This is a genomic window from Pseudomonas orientalis, from assembly GCF_001439815.1.
Lineage (GTDB): Bacteria > Pseudomonadota > Gammaproteobacteria > Pseudomonadales > Pseudomonadaceae > Aquipseudomonas > Aquipseudomonas orientalis.
The window spans coordinates 173,242-190,272 of record NZ_JYLM01000002.1 but is presented as its reverse complement, the minus strand read 5'-3'; the positions used below and the strand labels follow the sequence as shown (position 1 = coordinate 190,272).

The 17,031-nt window shown below is 64.6% G+C and carries 11 protein-coding genes and 1 pseudogene; 4 read left to right on the top strand and 8 right to left on the bottom strand.

Annotated features, from left to right (window positions below; genetic code table 11):
• Positions 1-47 precede the first annotated feature (47 nt).
• Both TU82_RS05185 and TU82_RS05180 read right to left on the bottom strand, forming a co-directional pair.
• Positions 48-1,913, bottom strand: coding sequence for a phytase (locus tag TU82_RS05185; RefSeq protein ID WP_057722059.1), 1,866 nt, complete (start codon positions 1,911-1,913; stop codon positions 48-50).
• 141 nt (positions 1,914-2,054) lie between these two features.
• Complete coding sequence (locus TU82_RS05180) at positions 2,055-4,568, bottom strand: TonB-dependent receptor (RefSeq protein WP_057722058.1); 2,514 nt, start codon at positions 4,566-4,568, stop codon at positions 2,055-2,057.
• Between the two features lie 380 nt (positions 4,569-4,948).
• Here TU82_RS05180 and TU82_RS05175 point away from each other — a divergent pair, with 380 nt between their 5' ends.
• The gene (locus TU82_RS05175) at positions 4,949-5,863 is read left to right on the top strand and encodes a GGDEF domain-containing protein (RefSeq protein WP_057722057.1); all 915 of its coding nucleotides are present in this window, start codon (positions 4,949-4,951) and stop codon (positions 5,861-5,863) included.
• Position 5,864: 1 nt separating this feature from the next.
• Positions 5,865-6,902, top strand: coding sequence for an AraC family transcriptional regulator (locus TU82_RS05170; RefSeq protein ID WP_057722056.1), 1,038 nt, complete (start codon positions 5,865-5,867; stop codon positions 6,900-6,902).
• On the opposite strand, the gene TU82_RS05165 is transcribed toward TU82_RS05170, so the two are convergent.
• From TU82_RS05165 to TU82_RS05145, 5 genes and pseudogenes are all read right to left on the bottom strand, one after another.
• On the bottom strand, positions 6,889-7,770 hold the full coding sequence (locus TU82_RS05165) for a LysR family transcriptional regulator (protein WP_057722055.1): 882 nt from the start codon (positions 7,768-7,770) through the stop codon (positions 6,889-6,891). The genes TU82_RS05170 and TU82_RS05165 overlap by 14 nt on opposite strands.
• 180 nt (positions 7,771-7,950) lie before the next feature.
• Positions 7,951-8,568, bottom strand: a complete 618-nt coding sequence (gene ycaC / locus TU82_RS05160; RefSeq protein ID WP_057722054.1) for an isochorismate family cysteine hydrolase YcaC — start codon at positions 8,566-8,568, stop codon at positions 7,951-7,953.
• A gap of 27 nt (positions 8,569-8,595) precedes the next feature.
• A complete protein-coding gene (locus tag TU82_RS05155) occupies positions 8,596-10,434 on the bottom strand; it encodes an amidohydrolase (RefSeq protein WP_057722053.1) in 1,839 nt (612 codons plus the stop codon).
• A pseudogene (locus TU82_RS05150) lies at positions 10,431-11,020 on the bottom strand (antibiotic biosynthesis monooxygenase). The gene TU82_RS05155 and the pseudogene TU82_RS05150 overlap by 4 nt, the downstream one beginning before the upstream one ends.
• 227 nt (positions 11,021-11,247) lie before the next feature.
• Positions 11,248-12,153, bottom strand: coding sequence for a LysR family transcriptional regulator (locus TU82_RS05145; protein ID WP_057722051.1), 906 nt, complete (start codon positions 12,151-12,153; stop codon positions 11,248-11,250).
• Positions 12,154-12,357: 204 nt separating this feature from the next.
• Between TU82_RS05145 and TU82_RS05140 the strand changes: the two genes are divergently transcribed.
• The gene (locus tag TU82_RS05140; RefSeq protein ID WP_057722050.1) at positions 12,358-12,756 is read left to right on the top strand and encodes a helix-turn-helix domain-containing protein; all 399 of its coding nucleotides are present in this window, start codon (positions 12,358-12,360) and stop codon (positions 12,754-12,756) included.
• A 58-nt stretch (positions 12,757-12,814) separates the two neighbouring features.
• Positions 12,815-15,586: an ATP-binding protein gene (locus tag TU82_RS05135; protein ID WP_057722049.1), complete on the top strand. Its 2,772-nt coding sequence runs from the start codon at positions 12,815-12,817 to the stop codon at positions 15,584-15,586.
• Here TU82_RS05135 and TU82_RS05130 read toward each other — a convergent pair.
• Positions 15,533-16,984 (bottom strand): ATP-binding protein, encoded by a 1,452-nt coding sequence (locus TU82_RS05130; protein WP_057722048.1) that lies wholly within the window; start codon positions 16,982-16,984, stop codon positions 15,533-15,535. The two genes, TU82_RS05135 and TU82_RS05130, sit on opposite strands and share 54 nt — an antisense overlap.
• Between the last annotated feature and the right edge of the window lie 47 nt (positions 16,985-17,031).

The following is a 17,031-nucleotide window of genomic DNA, read 5'->3' as shown; positions in this document are numbered from 1 at the left end:
GGTGAAACTCCTATTCGATTAAAAACGGATGACTGCGTGATGACAGCTCAAGGCAATTTCAGCGCGCGGGTCACCTCGGCCCAGGGCACGAACTTGAAGTTCTGCGCTTGTTCGGGCATGCGCTTGCGCCCGTCCTGCACCACCAGCATGCCCTGGCTCCACGGCCCGCCCAGGTTGATGGCGGTTGTCTCCAGGCCATCGGTTTGCGAGGCGCCATCGATGCCGGCGGCGGCGTTCAAGCCGACGCGAAAGGCACCGTGCACGGCGAACGGTGGTTCGGCGTCCAGCACCAGGTAGCTGTCATCGCCCTGGCTCGAGATCACCAGGTAATCCCGTGCGGGGCTCTGGTACAGCGCCAGGCCTTCGACATCCGCGTGCAGTTGCGCGCCGACCCGGATCACGCTGGTCAGCGTGGCCGGTTGGTCGGCGCGGGCGTCCAGCGCCCACACGCCGACGTCTTCCTCCCCCAGGAACAAGCGCTGACGTTGATCATCGGCCACGCAACCTTCCGGCTGGCTGTCGACCTTGAACTGGCGCACCAGCTCGCCCTGCACACGCCCGGTCGGCGCACTCAGGCGGTATTGCAGGAAGGTGCCGTCCTTGCCATTGGCAATCGCATACAGCTCGCCGCCGGCGGGCTGAAACAGGCAGATACCGTAGATTTCCTTGAGCGGCGTCGGCACTTCGCCGGCTTCTCGCAGCTCGCCGCTCTGGCGGTCGATGCTGAACAGGCTCAGGCTGTTGCGATCGCGATTGCTGGCGACGGCGAGGTCGACGGTCTGCGTGCCCAGCTTGAAGTTGGGGCGTACGTCGACATTGTTCAGGCGCCCGACCGCCAGTTCCTGCAGCAGCTTGCCGTTGAGGTCATAGACGAGCAGGCCCTGCTTCTTGTTGGTGCCCAATACGCGGCTGTGCGCGGGCGTGTGCGGGTGAATCCAGATGGCCGGGTCATCCGCCGCGTCGCCCTGGCGTGCCACCGGCTCGGTCTGGCGCAGGGCGGCGACCTGCGCCAGCACCGGGGCGACCGGCACCGGTGTGGCCTGCCAGTCGAGTCGGGCCTGGTAGAGCTGGCCGCTGTCGTCATCGCGCACCAGCACCTGCCGGGCGTTGATCGCCAGTTGCTCCGGCTCCTTGAGACCCGGCAAGGTCAGGCTCGATTGCTCGGCCCAGCGCTCGCCGGTCTGCTGGAACAGATGCAAGCGCGCGGTTTTCGGGTCCAGCGCCACCATCCCACCGGGCATCAGCGCCATGGCCCCTGCTTCGCGCCCGGGATTGTCGAACAGCGCCACGGGCGTGCGTTTCACCTCGGCTTCCGGGTGCGCCGGGTAGGCCCACCAGCCGACGTTTGCCTCGTTCACCAGCAGGCGCTCGGCCGCATCGTCCACCTGGCAGAACCGCGCCGACGGCGGCAGCGGAACGCCACGCACGCGCTGTGCCTGGGCCAGCAGCGTCGCGCCACTGCCCACCAGCCATTGCTCGCCCTTGCCCTCCTCGCCCACCAGGAACACGAACAGATTGGCCGCCGAATCGCGGTACAGACACAGGCCGTTCACCGGAAAATCCCGCGTGGGCAGATACAGCGGCTTGCCCCAGGCATTGCCGGCGACATCAAGGTTGATCAACACGGCCTGCTGGCGGTCGTTGTCGAGGCTGGCGACCAGCGATCGAGTGCCGGCGGCGCGGCTGTCGAGGCTGCTGAAATTACCGTTGAATCGGGCTAGTTCGGCGCCTTTTTCGTCAAGCAGCAACAGGCCATCGTGGGTACTGGCGACCACACGGTCGGTGCGGTTGGGCAGGAATGCCACAGCCTCGGCATTCAGGCCCGGCGCCCAGGGGGTCAGGGCCAGGTCAGTGGCGAATGCATTAGCGCTGATGACCAGCGCGATCAGCAGGTACAGCCTGGAAGTTCTCATGAACAGGCAAATCCTTCGAATACGGTGAAGATCCAATGTGGGAGGGGGCTTGCCCCCGATGACGGTGTGTCAGTTGATGCAGCTTTGACTGACCCACTGCTATCGCGGGCAAGCCCCCTCCCAAATTGGGATGGGTTGAATTCAAAAATGGGTGAAGGTCAGGCCCAGCTTGTAAGTGGGCCCGTACTCTTCGTACTGGCCGTTGTAGCTGCGGTGGCCGGTGTAGACGAAGTAGGATTCATCGGTGAGGTTCTGCGCCTCGAAGCTGACTTGCAGGTTCTTGGTCACCGAGTAGCGCGCACTGAAATCGACGAAGGTTTGCGCATCCACATGCAGGTCATGGGCCTTGTCGTTGATCGACGCCAGCTCGTACAGGTAGGCCGATTTGTAGTTGGCCGAGAGGCGCAGGCTGAGCTTGTCGTCTTCCCAGCCCAGCATCAGGTTGCCGACGCTGTCCGACTGGTTGGGCAGGCTGATGTTGCGCTTGCGGTTGCGCCCGCCGGCACTGTCGAAGCCCTCGATGTCCGCGCTGGAGCGGCTGAAGGTGCTGTTGGCGCCGATCAGCAGGCCGTTCCACGGCGCGGGCAGCCAGTCGAATTTCTGTGAGTAGGCCAGTTCCAGGCCATACAGCTTGGCGCTGTCGCCGTTGGCGAAGGTGTGGGCCTCGGCGAAATCGGTCCAGGCGCCCGTGCCGGCGACATCGGTGTTGTAGACGAAATTCTGGATGTCCTTGTAGAACACGAACGCCGACACGGTACCGGCGCGGCCCATGAAGTGTTCGATGCCCAGGTCAAGGTTGCTCGACTCCAGGGGCTTGAGGTCCGGGTTGCCGAAGGTGGCTTCGTCATCGTCGATCACGAAGCCTGGGGCCAGTTGACCAAAGGTCGGGCGTACCACGGATTTGGTCCAGGCGGCGCGCACCTGGGTGTTCTTGTCGATCTGATAGCGCGCATGCAGGCCCGGCAACCAGTGGTGATAACGGCGTTTGGTCTCGGTGGTGCTGAACTGACCGTCCGTGGCGCCGGTGCCCTTGGCGTCGAATTCGGTGCCCTCGTAGCGCATCCCGGCGATGAACCGCCAGTCGTCAATGTCGACGGTGTTCATCAGGTAGCCGGCGTTGATGTCTTCGCGAATGGTGAAGTCGTTGACCCGCGATTCGGTCGGGTCATAGAAGTCATCGCGGTTGAGGCCGCCGATCAACTGGCGGATGTTGCCGGCGCTGATGCCTGGGCCAAAGCGGCCGAGACGGTAATCGACGTTGCCCTTCTGGAACTGCGTGAGGTTGAGCTGCTCGTCAGTGAAGCCCTGTTCATCCAGGTCCTTGTAGGCCCAGGCTTCCAGGTCGTTGTCTTTATGGCGGCGGCTGACCTTGCCGCCGAACTTGAATTGGGAGGCGTAGCCACTCAGGTCATAATCGCGGGCCAGGTCCAGGCGCAGGTTTTTCTCGGTGTCCTGAGTGTTCTGTTTCTCCCAGTCGACTTTATCGAGGCTGAAATTGCCGGCGTCGTAGAAGCCGCTGCCGATGATCGGGCGTGGCTTGGCCTTGTCGTAGAAACCGCTGCCTGCAAAGTCACCGCCGTCAAAGGTGGCCCCGGCGATATGCGCCGGGCTGTCCTCACTGGAGCGGCTGTAACCGGCCTGGCCGCTCAAGGTCCACAGGCCGAGCATGCGCTCGCCGCCGAACACGTAGGACTGGATCTGCTGGGTTTCTTCGCGGTTCTTGAGCTTGCGCTTGCCCTCGGCCTCGCCCAGTTCGCCCGGCGCTTGTGGTTCCGCGAATTCAAGGCTGGCGGCGTTGCGCGTTTCGGTGTCCTTGTAGCGGCTGTAGAGGGTGCGCAGGTAGTAGCTGCTCAGGTCATCGGGCTTGTAGTCGAAGTTCAGGCCACCACCGGCGCGTTCGCGGCTGATGTCGTAGTCGCGCTGCTCGAACTCGTTGAGCCTGGCGCCGTTGCGAAAATCCCAGGCGCCGCCGGTTTCGACGTTGTCCGAGCCGAAATCGCGCTGCTGCCAGCTGAGGGCCGCCGCCACGCCGAAATTGTCGACACCCTCGCCAAGGCTGAACCGGTTGCTGGCGGCGCCGGAGAATTTCGGGCTGGTCTGGCGGGTGTTCTTGTCGTAGCTGGCCTCGGTGCTGCCGGTATAGAACAGGCCCTTGTGGTCGAACGCCGACAGGCTTTTTACCTCGACGGTGCCGCCGAGGGAGTTGGCGTCCATGTCCGGCGTCAGCGTCTTGATCACCGACAGCGACTGCACCAGTTCCGAGGGCAGTACATCGAGGGCCACGGCGCGGCGCTCGCTTTCCGGCGATGGCACCAGAGTGCCGTTGATGGTCACGCTGTTGAGGTCCGGCCCCAGGCCGCGCACGCTGACAAACCGGCCTTCGCCCTGGTCACGTTCGACGCTGATGCCTGGCAGGCGCTGCACCGCTTCGGCGACGTTTTCATCCGGCAACTGGGCCACGCCGTCGGCATGCACCACGCTCTTGATGCTGTCGGAGACGCGTTGCTCCTTGAGGGCGCTGCCAATGGCGGCGGCCTGCCCGACCACATCGACATGCTCGGTGGCGGCCGCTTCGGCGGCGTTGAGCCGCTCGCAGGCGATTGCCAGGGCCAAGGCGGTAAGCGTGAAGCTGACGAGCCCGGTGCGCTTGTACATGAAACCCTCCCCAAGAATCCGTTGGCGCCAGGCAAGGGGCCCGGCAACTGGGAGGGCAAGCTAGGGGTGGGGGATGACGATTCTGTGACAGCGTTGGGTAGCGAAGCCCGTAAACCGGGGCTTTGAACGAACTCTTGGCTCACAATGAGCTGATATGACCGGTGAAAATCCCCTGTGGGAGGGGGCTTGCCCCCGATAGCGGTGTGTCAGCGACAAATAAGCTGGCTGATAGACCGCTATCGGGGGCAAGCCCCCTCCCACATTTTGCTTCTCATCGCCCGCTGATGTGAGCTGATTCGACCTTCCCCCACCGTCATCCAACCGTCACATGCATCTGCTGTGCTGACGTCCATCGCTTACCTGCCCAAGGACTCGCAGCCATGTTTTCCGTGCTCAAACCCCACCGCTGGAAACTCGCCCTGCTGCTGATCGCGGCCAACCTCGGGCTGATCCTGCACCTGGCCTGCGGCGAGCTCAAAAGCGTCGGCGAATGGGTGTGGCTGGATATCGTCGGCGAAGGCGGTTCAGCGCTGCTCGCGCTGATCTGGCTGGGCCTGGTGCTCAAAAGCCGCCCCGCCGGACGGGTCACCAACTACCTGGCACTGGGTTTGTCGTGCATCTTCTTTTCCTGGTGGATCGACAGCCTCGACGAGTTCATCCGCCTGCCCGACAGCATCACCTGGGATCACTGGCTGGAATCGGGGCCGATGCCGGTGGGCATGATCCTGCTGACCATCGGCATCTACCACTGGCACCGCGAACAACTGGCGATCAGTGCGCAGATGGAAAAGCGCGAGCGCCTGTTTCGCGAACATCGGTTGTTCGACAAACTCACGCCCCTGGCCGGTGCCGACTACCTCAAGCGCCAACTCCAGGACAGCCTGCAAGAGAGCCGCGACCAGCAGCAACCCTTGTCGCTGCTGGCCCTGGACCTGGACCGCTTCGCCGCCGTCAACCAGGCCTACGGGCATGCCGAAGGCGATGCGGTGTTGCAGGCGGTCAGCCATGTGCTGCTGCTCAACCTGCGCCGTCAGGATTTGTTATGCCGCCTGGCCGGCGACCGCTTTGTGGTGTTGCTGCCCAACACCGGCGAGCGCCAGGCCCAGGGGCTGGCGCTCGAGTTGCAGCAGGCGGTGCAGAGCCTGGCGCACAAAACCCGGCAACAGGGCGAGCGCCTGCAACTGGCGGCGACCACGGCGGTGGTGATGGCCCTGGACGAGCCACCCCATGACTTGCTCAAGCGCCTGAACCTGGCGCTGGCGCGGGCCAAGCAACCCCTGGCGAAAAGCGCCTGAGATGGCGGTGAAAGCCAGCGGGTATGAATGCGACAGCCGCTTCATTCCCGGCCATTACCAACCCGCCACATTGATCGACCTGGCCTTGTCCCGGGACATCGACAGCCATCGCCTGCTGCGCGGCACCGGGCTGTTCCACGAGGACATCCTGGCCGGCAACGCACGCGTGAGCCCGCAGCAGTTGCTCGGTCTGATCGGCAACAGCCGCAAGCTGCTGGACGCCGATGACAGCAGTTTCCTGTTTGGCCAGCGCCTGCTGCCCGGCCACTACGGCGCGGCCAGCCATGCCCTGGGGCATGCACAGAACCTGCATCAGGCGCTGGAGATCCTGATCCAGCAGCACGTGCTGCTCAGCCCGCTGGTCACGCCGCACCTGGAGCTGGATGAGCACCACGCCTACCTGTACTGGCTGGACAGTTGCGGCGCCGGCGAGCATTGGCGTTTTTTGCTGGAAGCGAGCATGACCGCGCTGGTTGCCATGAGCCAATGGCTCAGCGGCGAGCGCCTGCCGTGGGTGTGCAGCTTCAGCCATGCCGAGCCGCGGTACGTGGAGCAATACTGGGTGCACCTGGGCGAACAGACGCGCTTCGCACGCCCGCTGGACATGATGTGCCTGCCGCGCGAATACCTCACGCGCGCCTGGCCTGGTGCCTCGGCCACGGCCGGCCAGGTGGCGCGCCAGCAGGCCCGCGAACAGATCGACCAGCTGGGTTTTGCCGGCAGTTTTCTCGACGGTCTTAACGACTACCTGCGCGAGCACGTGCGCCAGCCGCCGAGCCTGGAACAGACCGCGCAGGCCTTCGCCATGAGCCCGGCGACCCTCAAGCGCAAGCTGCACAAACACGACACCGGCTATCAGCAACAGGTGGACCGGGTACGCAAGCACATGGCGCTGCACCTGTATCAAGTCAAGGGACTCACTAACGACGAGGTGGCCGCCTACCTGAACTTCAACGATGCGGCGAACTTTCGGCGCGCGTTCAAGCGTTGGACCGGCAGCACGCCCAACCTGATCCGGCAGTTGTTCAGCAGCCGCTAGCCAAACGCTCGCGCAGGAATTCGACCAGCGCCTGCACCGGCCGCGAACTCTGTCGGTGCTGGGGGTACACCGCCGACAATGTCAGGGCTTCGGGGGCGAAGTCGTCGAGTACGCTGACCAGGCGGCCATCCTTCAACGCATCGCCGACGATAAAGGTCGGCAGGTAGGTCACGCCCAGGCCGGCAATCGCTGTGTCGCGCAGCAAGTCGCCGTTATTGACGCGCATGCGCCCGCTCACGTTCAGCGCTTGCAGCTTGCCCTTGAAACGCCATTGCACCTGGCGACCGTGCCCGTAGGGCAGGCAATCGTGATCGGCGAGGTCATCGGGTTTTTGCGGCGTACCGCGCAGGGCCAGGTAATCGGGGCTGGCGCAGTAGACGCGCGGGATGCTGGCAATACGCCGGGCGATCAAGGTGGAATCTTCCAGGGTGCCGATGCGCAGCACCAGATCGTAGCCTTCGCCGATCAGGTCCACCGGACGGTCGCTGAGGTCGACTTCCACCGCCACGTCAGGATAGCGCTGCAGGAACAGCGGCAGCAGGCAACCCAGGTGCGCCATGGCAAACGACAGCGGCGCGCTGAGGCGAATGGTGCCGCGCGGTTCGCTGTTCTGGCCGGCGATGCCCTGCTCCACTTGCTCGACATCACTGAGCAAACGCAAGGCCGATTCGTAGTAACTCTGGCCCAGCGGCGTGACATCCAGGCGGCGCGTGGAGCGGTTGAGCAGGCGTACGCCCAGACGGTCTTCCAGCTGGATCAGGCGGCGGCTGACGAACTGCTTGGACAGGCCCAGCTGCTCGGCGGCGGCGGTAAAACTGCCGGACTCCATGACCTGGCAGAACAGGCGCATGTCTTCGAAGGGGTTCATTGTCGCTTCTCGGTGGACGATGGGCTGTTTTATAACCGGTTGGTCGCAGCACCACAAATCAAATGTGGGAGGGGGCTTGCTCCCGATAGCGGTGGTTCAGACACAGCAACTGTGACTGTTGCACCGCTATCGGGGGCAAGCCCCCTCCCACAGGGGACTACCTACATCTGGCAGACCGGGTTACTTGGCGGTGAACGCCGAGTAGCTGTTCATCAGGTTGCGGTAGTTGGGAATGCGCGGCGACAGCAGGTTGGCCAGGCCTTCCATGTCGTTGCGCCAGTCAACCTGCAGCTCGCAGGCCACGGCGAACCAGTTCACCAGTTGCGCACCGGCGGCGGTCATACGCGCCCAGGCCGCTTGTTGCACGGTTTCGTTGAAGGTACCGGAGGCGTCGGTGACCACGAACACTTCGAAGCCTTCATCGAGGGCACACAGGGTCGGGAATGCAACGCACACATCGGTCACGACACCGGCAATGATGATCTGCTTGCGCCCGGTCGCCTTGACGGCCTTGACGAACTCTTCGTTGTCCCAGGCGTTGATCTGGCCAGGGCGCGCGATGTACGGCGCGTCGGGGAACAGTGCCTTGAGTTCCGGCACCAGTGGGCCGTTGGGGCCGCTTTCGAAGCTGGTGGTGAGGATGGTCGGCAGGTTGAAGAACTTCGCCACGTCGGCCAGGGCCAGCACGTTGTTCTTGAATTCGTTGGGGGAGAAATCCTGCACCAGCGAGATCAGGCCGGTCTGGTGATCGACCAGCAGTACGACAGCGTCATCTTTGTTCAAGCGCGAATAAGTCATGCGGGTAACTCCTTTGGGTAGTGACAATCAGAAGGCAAAGCACGAACAGCCAAACGCACCCCAGAAACCCTGGAAGTCGCTGACCGGCACGCTGGAAAGACGGGCTTTTTCATGGCTGTGGGCATGCACGCCGCAGGGGCCGCTGCAGTGGTGAACCTGGGCCTGCAACGCTGAAGCCGGGCGCCAGTGCCCCGGCACCTTGACCACCGGCGACCAGTCAGGCAGCACCGGAACGCGTGGTGGCGCGAAATCCTCGAAGTCGCCGGCGCCATACACCACCTTGCCGCCAACCACGGTCAGCACCGACTCGATCCACTTGATGGCTTCTTCGTCGACGCTGAAGAAATCCGCTGACAACGCCGCAACGTCGGCCAATTGACCCACCTTGATCTGGCCCTTCTTGCCCTGCTCGGACGAGAACCACGCACTGCCGTGGGTAAACAGCTCCAGCGCGGTGAGGCGCGGCAGGCCTTCGGCGTGCAGTTCCAGGCCGCCCACGGTGCGACCGCTGACCATCCAGTACAGCGACGTCCACGGGTTGTAGCTCGACACCCGTGTGGCATCGGTGCCCGCGCCTACCGGCACGCCTTCGGCGAGCATGCGCTTGATCGGCGGCGTCGCTTCGGCGGCCTTGGCACCGTAGCGCTCAACAAAGTATTCGCCCTGGAACGCCATGCGGTCCTGGATCGCAATACCGCCGCCGAGGGCGCGCACGCGCTCGATGTTTTTCGGGGTGATGGTTTCGGCGTGGTCGAAAAACCACGGCAGGCCATTGAACGGAATGTCGCGGTTGACCTTCTCGAACACGTCGAGCATGCGCGAAATGGATTCGTCGTAGGTGGCGTGCAGGCGGAACGGCCAGCGCTGTTCCACCAGGTGCCGCACCACCGGTTCCAGCTCCTGCTCCATGGTCAGCGGCAGGTCCGGACGCGGTTCGAGGAAGTCTTCGAAGTCGGCGGCGGAGAACACCAGCATCTCGCCGGCGCCGTTGTGGCGCAGGTAGTCATCGCCCTGATGCAGGGTGACGCTGCCGGTCCAGTGCTTGAAGTCGCTGAGCTCTTCCTTGGGCTTCTGGGTGAACAGGTTGTAGGCGATGCGCACCGTCAACTGCTGGTCCTTGGCCAGTTGCTCGATCACCGCGTAGTCGTCGGGATAGTTCTGGAAACCGCCGCCGGCGTCGATGGCGCTGGTCAGGCCCAGGCGATTGAGTTCACGCATGAACTGGCGGGTGGAGTTGACCTGGTATTCCAGCGGCAGTTTCGGGCCCTTGGCCAGGGTCGAGTACAGAATCATCGCGTTGGGCCGCGCCACCAGCATGCCGGTGGGGTTGCCGTTGCTGTCACGCACGATCTCGCCGCCCGGTGGGTTGGGCGTGTCTTTGGTGTAACCGGCCACGCGCAGTGCCGCGCGGTTGAGCAAGGCGCGGTCGTACAGGTGCAGCACGAATACCGGGGTGTCCGGCGCGGCCTGGTTGAGTTCTTCAAGGGTGGGCATGCGCTTTTCGGCGAACTGGAATTCGTTCCAGCCACCCACCACGCGCACCCATTGCGGCGTGGGAGTGCGGTCTGCCTGGTCCTTGAGCATACGCAGGGCATCGGCCAGGGACGGCACGCCTTCCCAGCGCAGCTCGAGGTTATAGTTCAGCCCGCCGCGGATCAGGTGCAGGTGCGAGTCGTTAAGGCCGGGAATCACGGTACGGCCCTTGAGGTCGATGACCTGGGTGGCGCTGCCGCGCAGGGCCATGGCTTCACCGTCGGTGCCCACGGCGACGAAGCGCCCGTCACGGATGGCGACGGCGCTGGCGCGGGGGTTTTCCCGGTCCACGGTGTGGAACTGGCCATTGAACAGAATCAGATCGGCGTTCATAGGGTTTCCTTTACAGAGGCTTCAAGCCAGGGAGCGAACAGGCGGGTGGCGGCCGGCATCAGCAGGTAAACCACCAGCAGCACGATGGTCAGGGTCACCAGGAAGGTGGAGACCACGTAGTTGGACAGAAACGGGTGCAACCGCAGGATCGGGCCCCAGATAAACGGCAGGAGCAAGGTTTGCGGCAGGATCACACACAGGCTGACCACGGCCTGCTTCCAGCGCGGCGGCTTGGCGGCGCCGTCGGCCTGGGGGGCGAACCAGAATTCATTGGCGGCGCCGATTTCGGTCTGATCGCCGTCGGCCAGCATGGGCGCGGCTTCGTCGATCAGGGCCTGGCGTTGCGGGGATTCGAGCCACAACTCCAGGGCCTCGGTGGAGCGGTAGCGCAGTACGCAGGTAAACAGGGCCATGCCGCTCTGCTGGCTGCGCACTACGTCGACGCCAAGGTGACCGGGGCGTTCGCCGGCGATGCGCACGATGCGGCGCAGCCAGGCTTCGTACTCGGTTTCACGACCGGGTTTGACCCGGTGCTTGACGACCAGCGGACGACTTCGTCGGCGCTGGTGTTGGGTGTTGGGTCCATGGTTGGGTGTTCCCCGCAGGATTGAGCGATGGGGGAAGTTTGCCGGGATCAGAAGGCGGGGAATTGGATGTATGTGCTGTTGTGGGAGGGTGCTTGCCCTCTGTAGGAGCGAGCTTGCTCGCGAAAAACGTCAACGATAAAGCGTGCTTCCTGAATGAACGCGGCGCCTGTAAGTTTTTCGCGAGCAAGCTCGCTCCTACAGGGGGTCACCGACAGTCACTTGGCAGTCAACTCGCCGCCATATGCTCGGCAATCCGCCCGCGTAGCCAGCGCTCCGCCGGGTCATTGTCATGCACCCCGCTCCACACCATCGACAGCTCTGCCGCATCGATCGCGAACGGCGGGTCCTCGGCCCGCAGGCAGGTGCCCTCGGTCAAGGCGCACGCCGCGTAGTCGGGTACCGTCGCAATGATCTGCGAACCGGCCAGCAATGCGCGCAATCCGCTGAACTGCGGCACCGCCAGCACTACCCGCCGCGAGCGGCCGATGCGTGCCAGGTCCAGGTCGATATTGCCGCTCAGGTCGCCCGAGAACGACACCATGGCATGGGGCCTGGCGCAGTAATCGTCCAGGGTCAGCGGCGCCTCGCCGTCATCCCCGCGCAACACCTTGCAGGGAATATCGCGCAGCTTCCTGCGCTTGGCGTTGGCCGGCAGTTCGGTGGTGTAGCTCACGCCTACCGAAATCTCGCCACTGGCCAGCAGCGACGACATCAACAAGTAATTGGCCCGGCGCACCACCACGATAATGCCGGGCGCTTCTTCGCGCAGGCGACTGAGCAGTGGCGGAAACAGCCCGAACTCGGCGTCGTCGGACAGGCCGATGCGAAACACCGCGCAACTGGTGGAGGGGTCGAAATCCTTGGCGCGGCTGACGGCGCCTGAAATGGTGTCCATGGCCGGTTGCAGCTCCTTGAGTATCGCCACCGCCCGTGGCGTGGGTTCCATGCCGCGACCGTTGCGCAACAGCAACGGGTCGTCGAACAGATCGCGCAGGCGGCCCAGTGCCGCACTCACCGCCGGCTGGCCCATAAAGAGTTTCTCGGCGACCCGGGTCAGGTTCTTCTCGAACATCAGGGCTTCGAAAATCACCAGCAGGTTCATGTCGACGCGGCGCAGGTCGTTGCGATTCATGGCGGTATCCGGACGGTTTGCAGGGGGTCAGGGAAGCATGCCCGCAACGCTCGCGATTGCATACCTGTGCTGTCTTTTCCACGCCCGCACCTGGCGAAATTAACAACGATTAACTCGTCAGCCAGGCGGTCCGGCAACAAGATGGGCGGCGTCTACACTGCATCCATTCAACGGGAACGCTCCCATCGACTGCGGATATTTGTCATGGCCCGACTCGAGCAATATGCCCCTCGTCTATCCGCCACCGGAGGCCTGTGCCCCCGGCGCGAACGCATCGCCAAACAGCTGATTCTCGCCAACCTCGGCGAAAGCCTGAGCATTACCGAGCTGGCCCAGGCTTGCGCCTTGTCGCGCAGCCACTTTTCCCGCGCCTTCAAATGTTCCACCGGGGTCTCGCCCCAGGAATGGATTCGCCGGCAGCGCATTCTGCGCGCCAAGGAACTGATCACCGGCTCGTCCCTGAGCCTTACGCAAATCAGCCTGGAATGCGGCTTTTGCGACCAGGCGCACTTCTGTCACATGTTCACCCGCAGTGAAGGCGTCAACCCGATGACCTGGCGAAACCACCACTCGCGCCCCAAGCCCGAGGTGATCGCGGCCTAGTGGTCTTCAAGCACCTGGAATATGCTGGCCCATCCTTTACGTTTGAACCCGGGCAGCCATGAATGATTTGAGCGACCAGGCCGTGCACTTCGGCCCCTACCGCATCCATCCGCGCGAGCGCCTGGTGCTGGAGGCCGGTCGCCCGCTGCGCCTGGGACGGCGAGCGATGGACATTCTGCTGATCCTGCTCGAGCACGCCGGCAATGTGGTGAGCAAGCAGGAACTGATCGCCCGGGTCTGGCCCAAAAGTGTGGTGGAAGACGGCAACCTGCGGGTGCACATGGCCGCGTTGCGCAAGGCCCTGGGCGACGGCCAGGCCGGGCAGCGCTATATCGTCACGGTCGCCCAGCGCGGCTACAGTTTTGTCGCGCCACTGAGCATCGAACCGATGACGCTACCCACCGACGGCGCGCCCCAACGCCCAAGCCACAACCTGCCGCTGCGGCGCACGCGCATGATCGGCCGCCAGGCGCTGATCGATGCGCTGGTGCAGCAACTGCCGCAGCAACGTTTCATCACCCTGACCGGTGCCGGTGGCATCGGCAAGACCACCGTGGCCCTGCGCGTCGCGGAATTGCTGATCGGGCATTACCGCGATGGTATTCATTTGCTGGACCTGGCGCCGCTCAGCGCCGCGTCGATGATCCTGCCCAACCTCGCCGCCCTGCTTGGCGCCGCACCTGGCGAGAGCACGCAACTGGTCAGCTTCGCCCGCAGCCTGCAGGCACGCCAGCTGCTGCTGGTGATCGACAACTGCGAGCACCTGCTCGACGACATCGCCCTGATCAGCGAAACCCTGTTGCGCCATGCGCCGCATCTGCACATCCTCACCACCAGCCGCGAAGCCCTGCGTGCCGAGGGTGAAGCCGTGCAACGCCTGGAGCCGTTGAGCTGCCCGCCCGCCACCGGCAACCGCGCCCAGGCCCTGGGTTACCCGGCCATGCAATTGCTGATCGAGCGGGCCATGGCCCACCAGGACAGCTTTGTCCTCAGCGACGCCGAACTGCCGCTGGCCATCGATATCTGCCAGCGCCTGGACGGCATCCCCCTGGCGATCGAACTGGTGGCCGCGCAGATCGAGCGTTTTGGCTTGTCGGGGCTGCTGGTACAGATGGAAGACAACTTGCGCCTGTTGACCCGCGGACAGCGCAGCGCCCTGCCCCGCCAGCAAACCCTGCGGGCCACGCTCGACTGGAGCTTTGACCTGCTCACCGAAGGCGAAAAAATCTGCCTGCGCAGGCTGGCGGTGTTTCGCGGCGGCTTCAGCCTGGTCAGCGCGGCGGCGGTGATCGCCGGGGACCACATCGCCCCGGCCGATGTGCTGGGCTCCATCACGCAACTGGTGGCCAAGTCGCTGCTGAACGTGGACGCCGGCGAGGACGAGATGGTCTATCGCCTGCTGGATATCACCCGCACCTACGCCCTGGAAAAGCTCAACCTCGCGGACGAACTGCAGGCCACACGCGAGCGCCACGCGGCGCGCTGCCTGGCGCTGATGGAACAGGCCCAGGGCGATTGGGAGCTGATCGCCACCCAGCCCTGGATCGAGCGCTACGCACCACTGCGCGAAGACGTGCGTGCCGCCCTCGACTGGGGGTTTGCCGACGCCACGGGGCATTTGCTGGCGATCCGCCTGACGGTCAGTGCGATGCCCCTGTGGCAAGAACTGTCGTTGCTGCGCGAACATGCCGGTTATGTGGACAAGGCGCTGGCGCTGATCGATCAGGTCGAGGCGCCCTGCACACAATTGACCCTGCAACTGCAATTGGCCCTGGGTAGCCTTTCCTACCATGCCCTGGGCGCCGCGCCGCAGACCATTGCGGCATTTGTCGGTGCCGCGCGCCTGGCCGAAGAGCGCCAGGACCTGGCCGGCCAGTTGCGCGCGGTCTCCGGGCATATGGCGGTGAACCTGTGTGCCGGGCGCTATGGCCAGGCGCTGGAACAGAGCCTGCAATTCGATCGCCTCGACCCGCGCACCGAGCCGCTGCTGGACCTGAGCACCCAGCGCCTGCGCGCCCTGGCCCAGCATTACACCGGCAATCAGGCACCGGCCCGACATCAGGCCGAGCAGGTGCTGCAGCGCATGAGCCACAGCGGTCACGTGAACCGCTTCGCCCACGGCGTCGGCGTGCAATACGACCAGAGCGTCGCCTCCCTGACGGTACTGGCGCGCATCCTTTGGCTGCAAGGCTTCCCCGAACGTGCCTGGCGCACCGCAAGCCAGGCACTGGACCTGGCGCTGCAGATCAACCACGGCACCTCGATCTGCTACACCCTGGCCCTGGCCGGCGTGGTGATCGCCCGCTACAACGGTGCCGACGACGAGGCCCACGCCATGCAACGCCTGCTGCTCGAGCAGGCACACAAGCATTCGGTGCAACTGTTCCAGACCTGGGCCGGGCACTACGCCGGTATCCTGGGCGACCAGGATCTACAGGGCCTGGGACTGATCGAGGACACCCTGGTCACCTTTGGCATGAGCCGGGTCGATGAGCCGGGGATGCAACGCGCGCGCACTGGCGCGGCGGGCTGGTGCGCCCCGGAAATCCTGCGGGTGTACGCCGAGCAGGCAGCGCTCCAGGGTGATACCCACGGCGCTGAAACACTGCTGCTTGAAGCCATTGACCTCGCGCGCCGGCAAGATGCCTTGGCCTGGGAGCTGCGCTGTGCCGATAGCCTGGCGCAACTTTGGCAACAACAAGGGCGCAGGCAAGCCGCCAGGGAGTTGCTGCAGCCCCTCTATGCTCGCTTTACCGAAGGCTTCGCCACCCGCGATCTACTGCGCGTACGCCGCCTGCTCGACGAGTTGCAGGACAAACGGCCGGCCTGAAAACCCACCCAGGCACTCCCCGTAGCCTTGCTGCAGGCGCTCTACCTGACGCGGATCGCGCAGTTGCGCCAGGGCGTAGCTGCGCACGCAATTGAGCAGGCGATAGCGCGTCGGGCCCAGGCCAGGCTCGACGGTGAGCAGCGACAGGTTGACCAGACGCGCCAGCAGGTAATACAAATCGGCATGTTCAAGCTCGGTACCGGCGACCAGTTCACTCAAGGTGGGCAGGGTCACCGCCATCTTGAACAGGCCCAACTGCAGGAACAGCCAGCACTCCGGCAGGCTCAGGCGCTGGTAGCTCCAGTCCAGCGCGGCACTCAGTGAGCGATGGCGTTCCACCGCCGTGCGACGGCCACGGCTCAGCCCGTGCAGGCCGGTGCGCAATTGCCGCTGCACCCCGCTGACGCCCAGCGCGTCGACCTGGGCGGCCGCAAGTTCGAGGGCCAACGGGATACCGTCCAGGCGCCGACAAATATCGCGCAGCGGCGTCAATTCCTGGGGCCGCAACACGAAACCCTGCTGACTGGCGCGTGCCCGTGTGACGAACAGTTGCACCGCAGGACAGGCCATGGCCTGCTCGACACTGCCCAGCGTCGATGGGGACGGCACGCTCAGCCGCGGCACGCGCACCACCCATTCGCCCGGCGCCAGCAAGGCCTCGCGGCTGCTGACCAGCACGCTGACCTGCGGTGCCCTGTGGTGCAGCGCGCGCAGCAGCGTGCGACAGGCACCGAGCAGCAGGTCGGCCCCGTCGAGTACCAGCAACAACCGGCGCGAGGCCAACCGTCGGCACAGCTCATCGAGGCTGCTGGCAGGGTCCAACTGCAATAGCGTGGCCAGATGCCCGAGCAGTTCGTCCAGCGTGTGCAGGTTGCCCAGGTCAACCCACCACACCCCGTCGCGATAGCGTGGCAATACGCGCTCGGCCAGGACCAGGGCCAGGGTACTTTTACCGATACCGGCCACCCCGGTCAGGGTCAACAACCGTTGCCCGGCCATGCGCCGCACTAGCACGCCCACCAGCTCATCGCGACCGACCACCGGGCTGAGCCGCGCCGCCAGGTTGTGCTGCGCCGGCAACGTCGGCAGCGCGCCGTGCACGGGGGCGGCGAAGCAGTAACCGCGCTGCGGATGATTGAGGATCAAGGGTTGCACATCGAGGGCGCGGCGCAACGCGGCAATGTGCACGCGCAGGTTATTGTCTTCGACGACGCTGTTGGGCCAGACCCGTTCGATCAAGGTCGCCTTGCTGACGAAGTGCCCCGGTGCTTCGAGCAACACGGCGAGGATGTCCAGGGCGCGGCCACCCAGCGGCACCGGCCAGCCGGCCTTGCTGACCAGACGCTGGTGCCGATGAAACGTATAGGGGCCAAAGCTCACCGCCGCAGCATGATTCATGTCCGTAACAGCGCTGAAACACCCGTGCTTGAGTGCCTGCGCATCCT

Coding starts and splice junctions, on each gene's coding strand:
- TU82_RS05185 (WP_057722059.1), bottom strand. CDS start 1,913: ATGAGAACTTCCAGGCTGTACCTGCTGATCGCGCTGGTCATCAGCGCT.
- TU82_RS05180 (WP_057722058.1), bottom strand. CDS start 4,568: ATGTACAAGCGCACCGGGCTCGTCAGCTTCACGCTTACCGCCTTGGCC.
- TU82_RS05175 (WP_057722057.1), top strand. CDS start 4,949: ATGTTTTCCGTGCTCAAACCCCACCGCTGGAAACTCGCCCTGCTGCTG.
- TU82_RS05170 (WP_057722056.1), top strand. CDS start 5,865: ATGGCGGTGAAAGCCAGCGGGTATGAATGCGACAGCCGCTTCATTCCC.
- TU82_RS05165 (WP_057722055.1), bottom strand. CDS start 7,770: ATGAACCCCTTCGAAGACATGCGCCTGTTCTGCCAGGTCATGGAGTCC.
- ycaC (WP_057722054.1), bottom strand. CDS start 8,568: ATGACTTATTCGCGCTTGAACAAAGATGACGCTGTCGTACTGCTGGTC.
- TU82_RS05155 (WP_057722053.1), bottom strand. CDS start 10,434: ATGAACGCCGATCTGATTCTGTTCAATGGCCAGTTCCACACCGTGGAC.
- TU82_RS05145 (WP_057722051.1), bottom strand. CDS start 12,153: ATGAATCGCAACGACCTGCGCCGCGTCGACATGAACCTGCTGGTGATT.
- TU82_RS05140 (WP_057722050.1), top strand. CDS start 12,358: ATGGCCCGACTCGAGCAATATGCCCCTCGTCTATCCGCCACCGGAGGC.
- TU82_RS05135 (WP_057722049.1), top strand. CDS start 12,815: ATGAATGATTTGAGCGACCAGGCCGTGCACTTCGGCCCCTACCGCATC.
- TU82_RS05130 (WP_057722048.1), bottom strand. CDS start 16,984: ATGAATCATGCTGCGGCGGTGAGCTTTGGCCCCTATACGTTTCATCGG.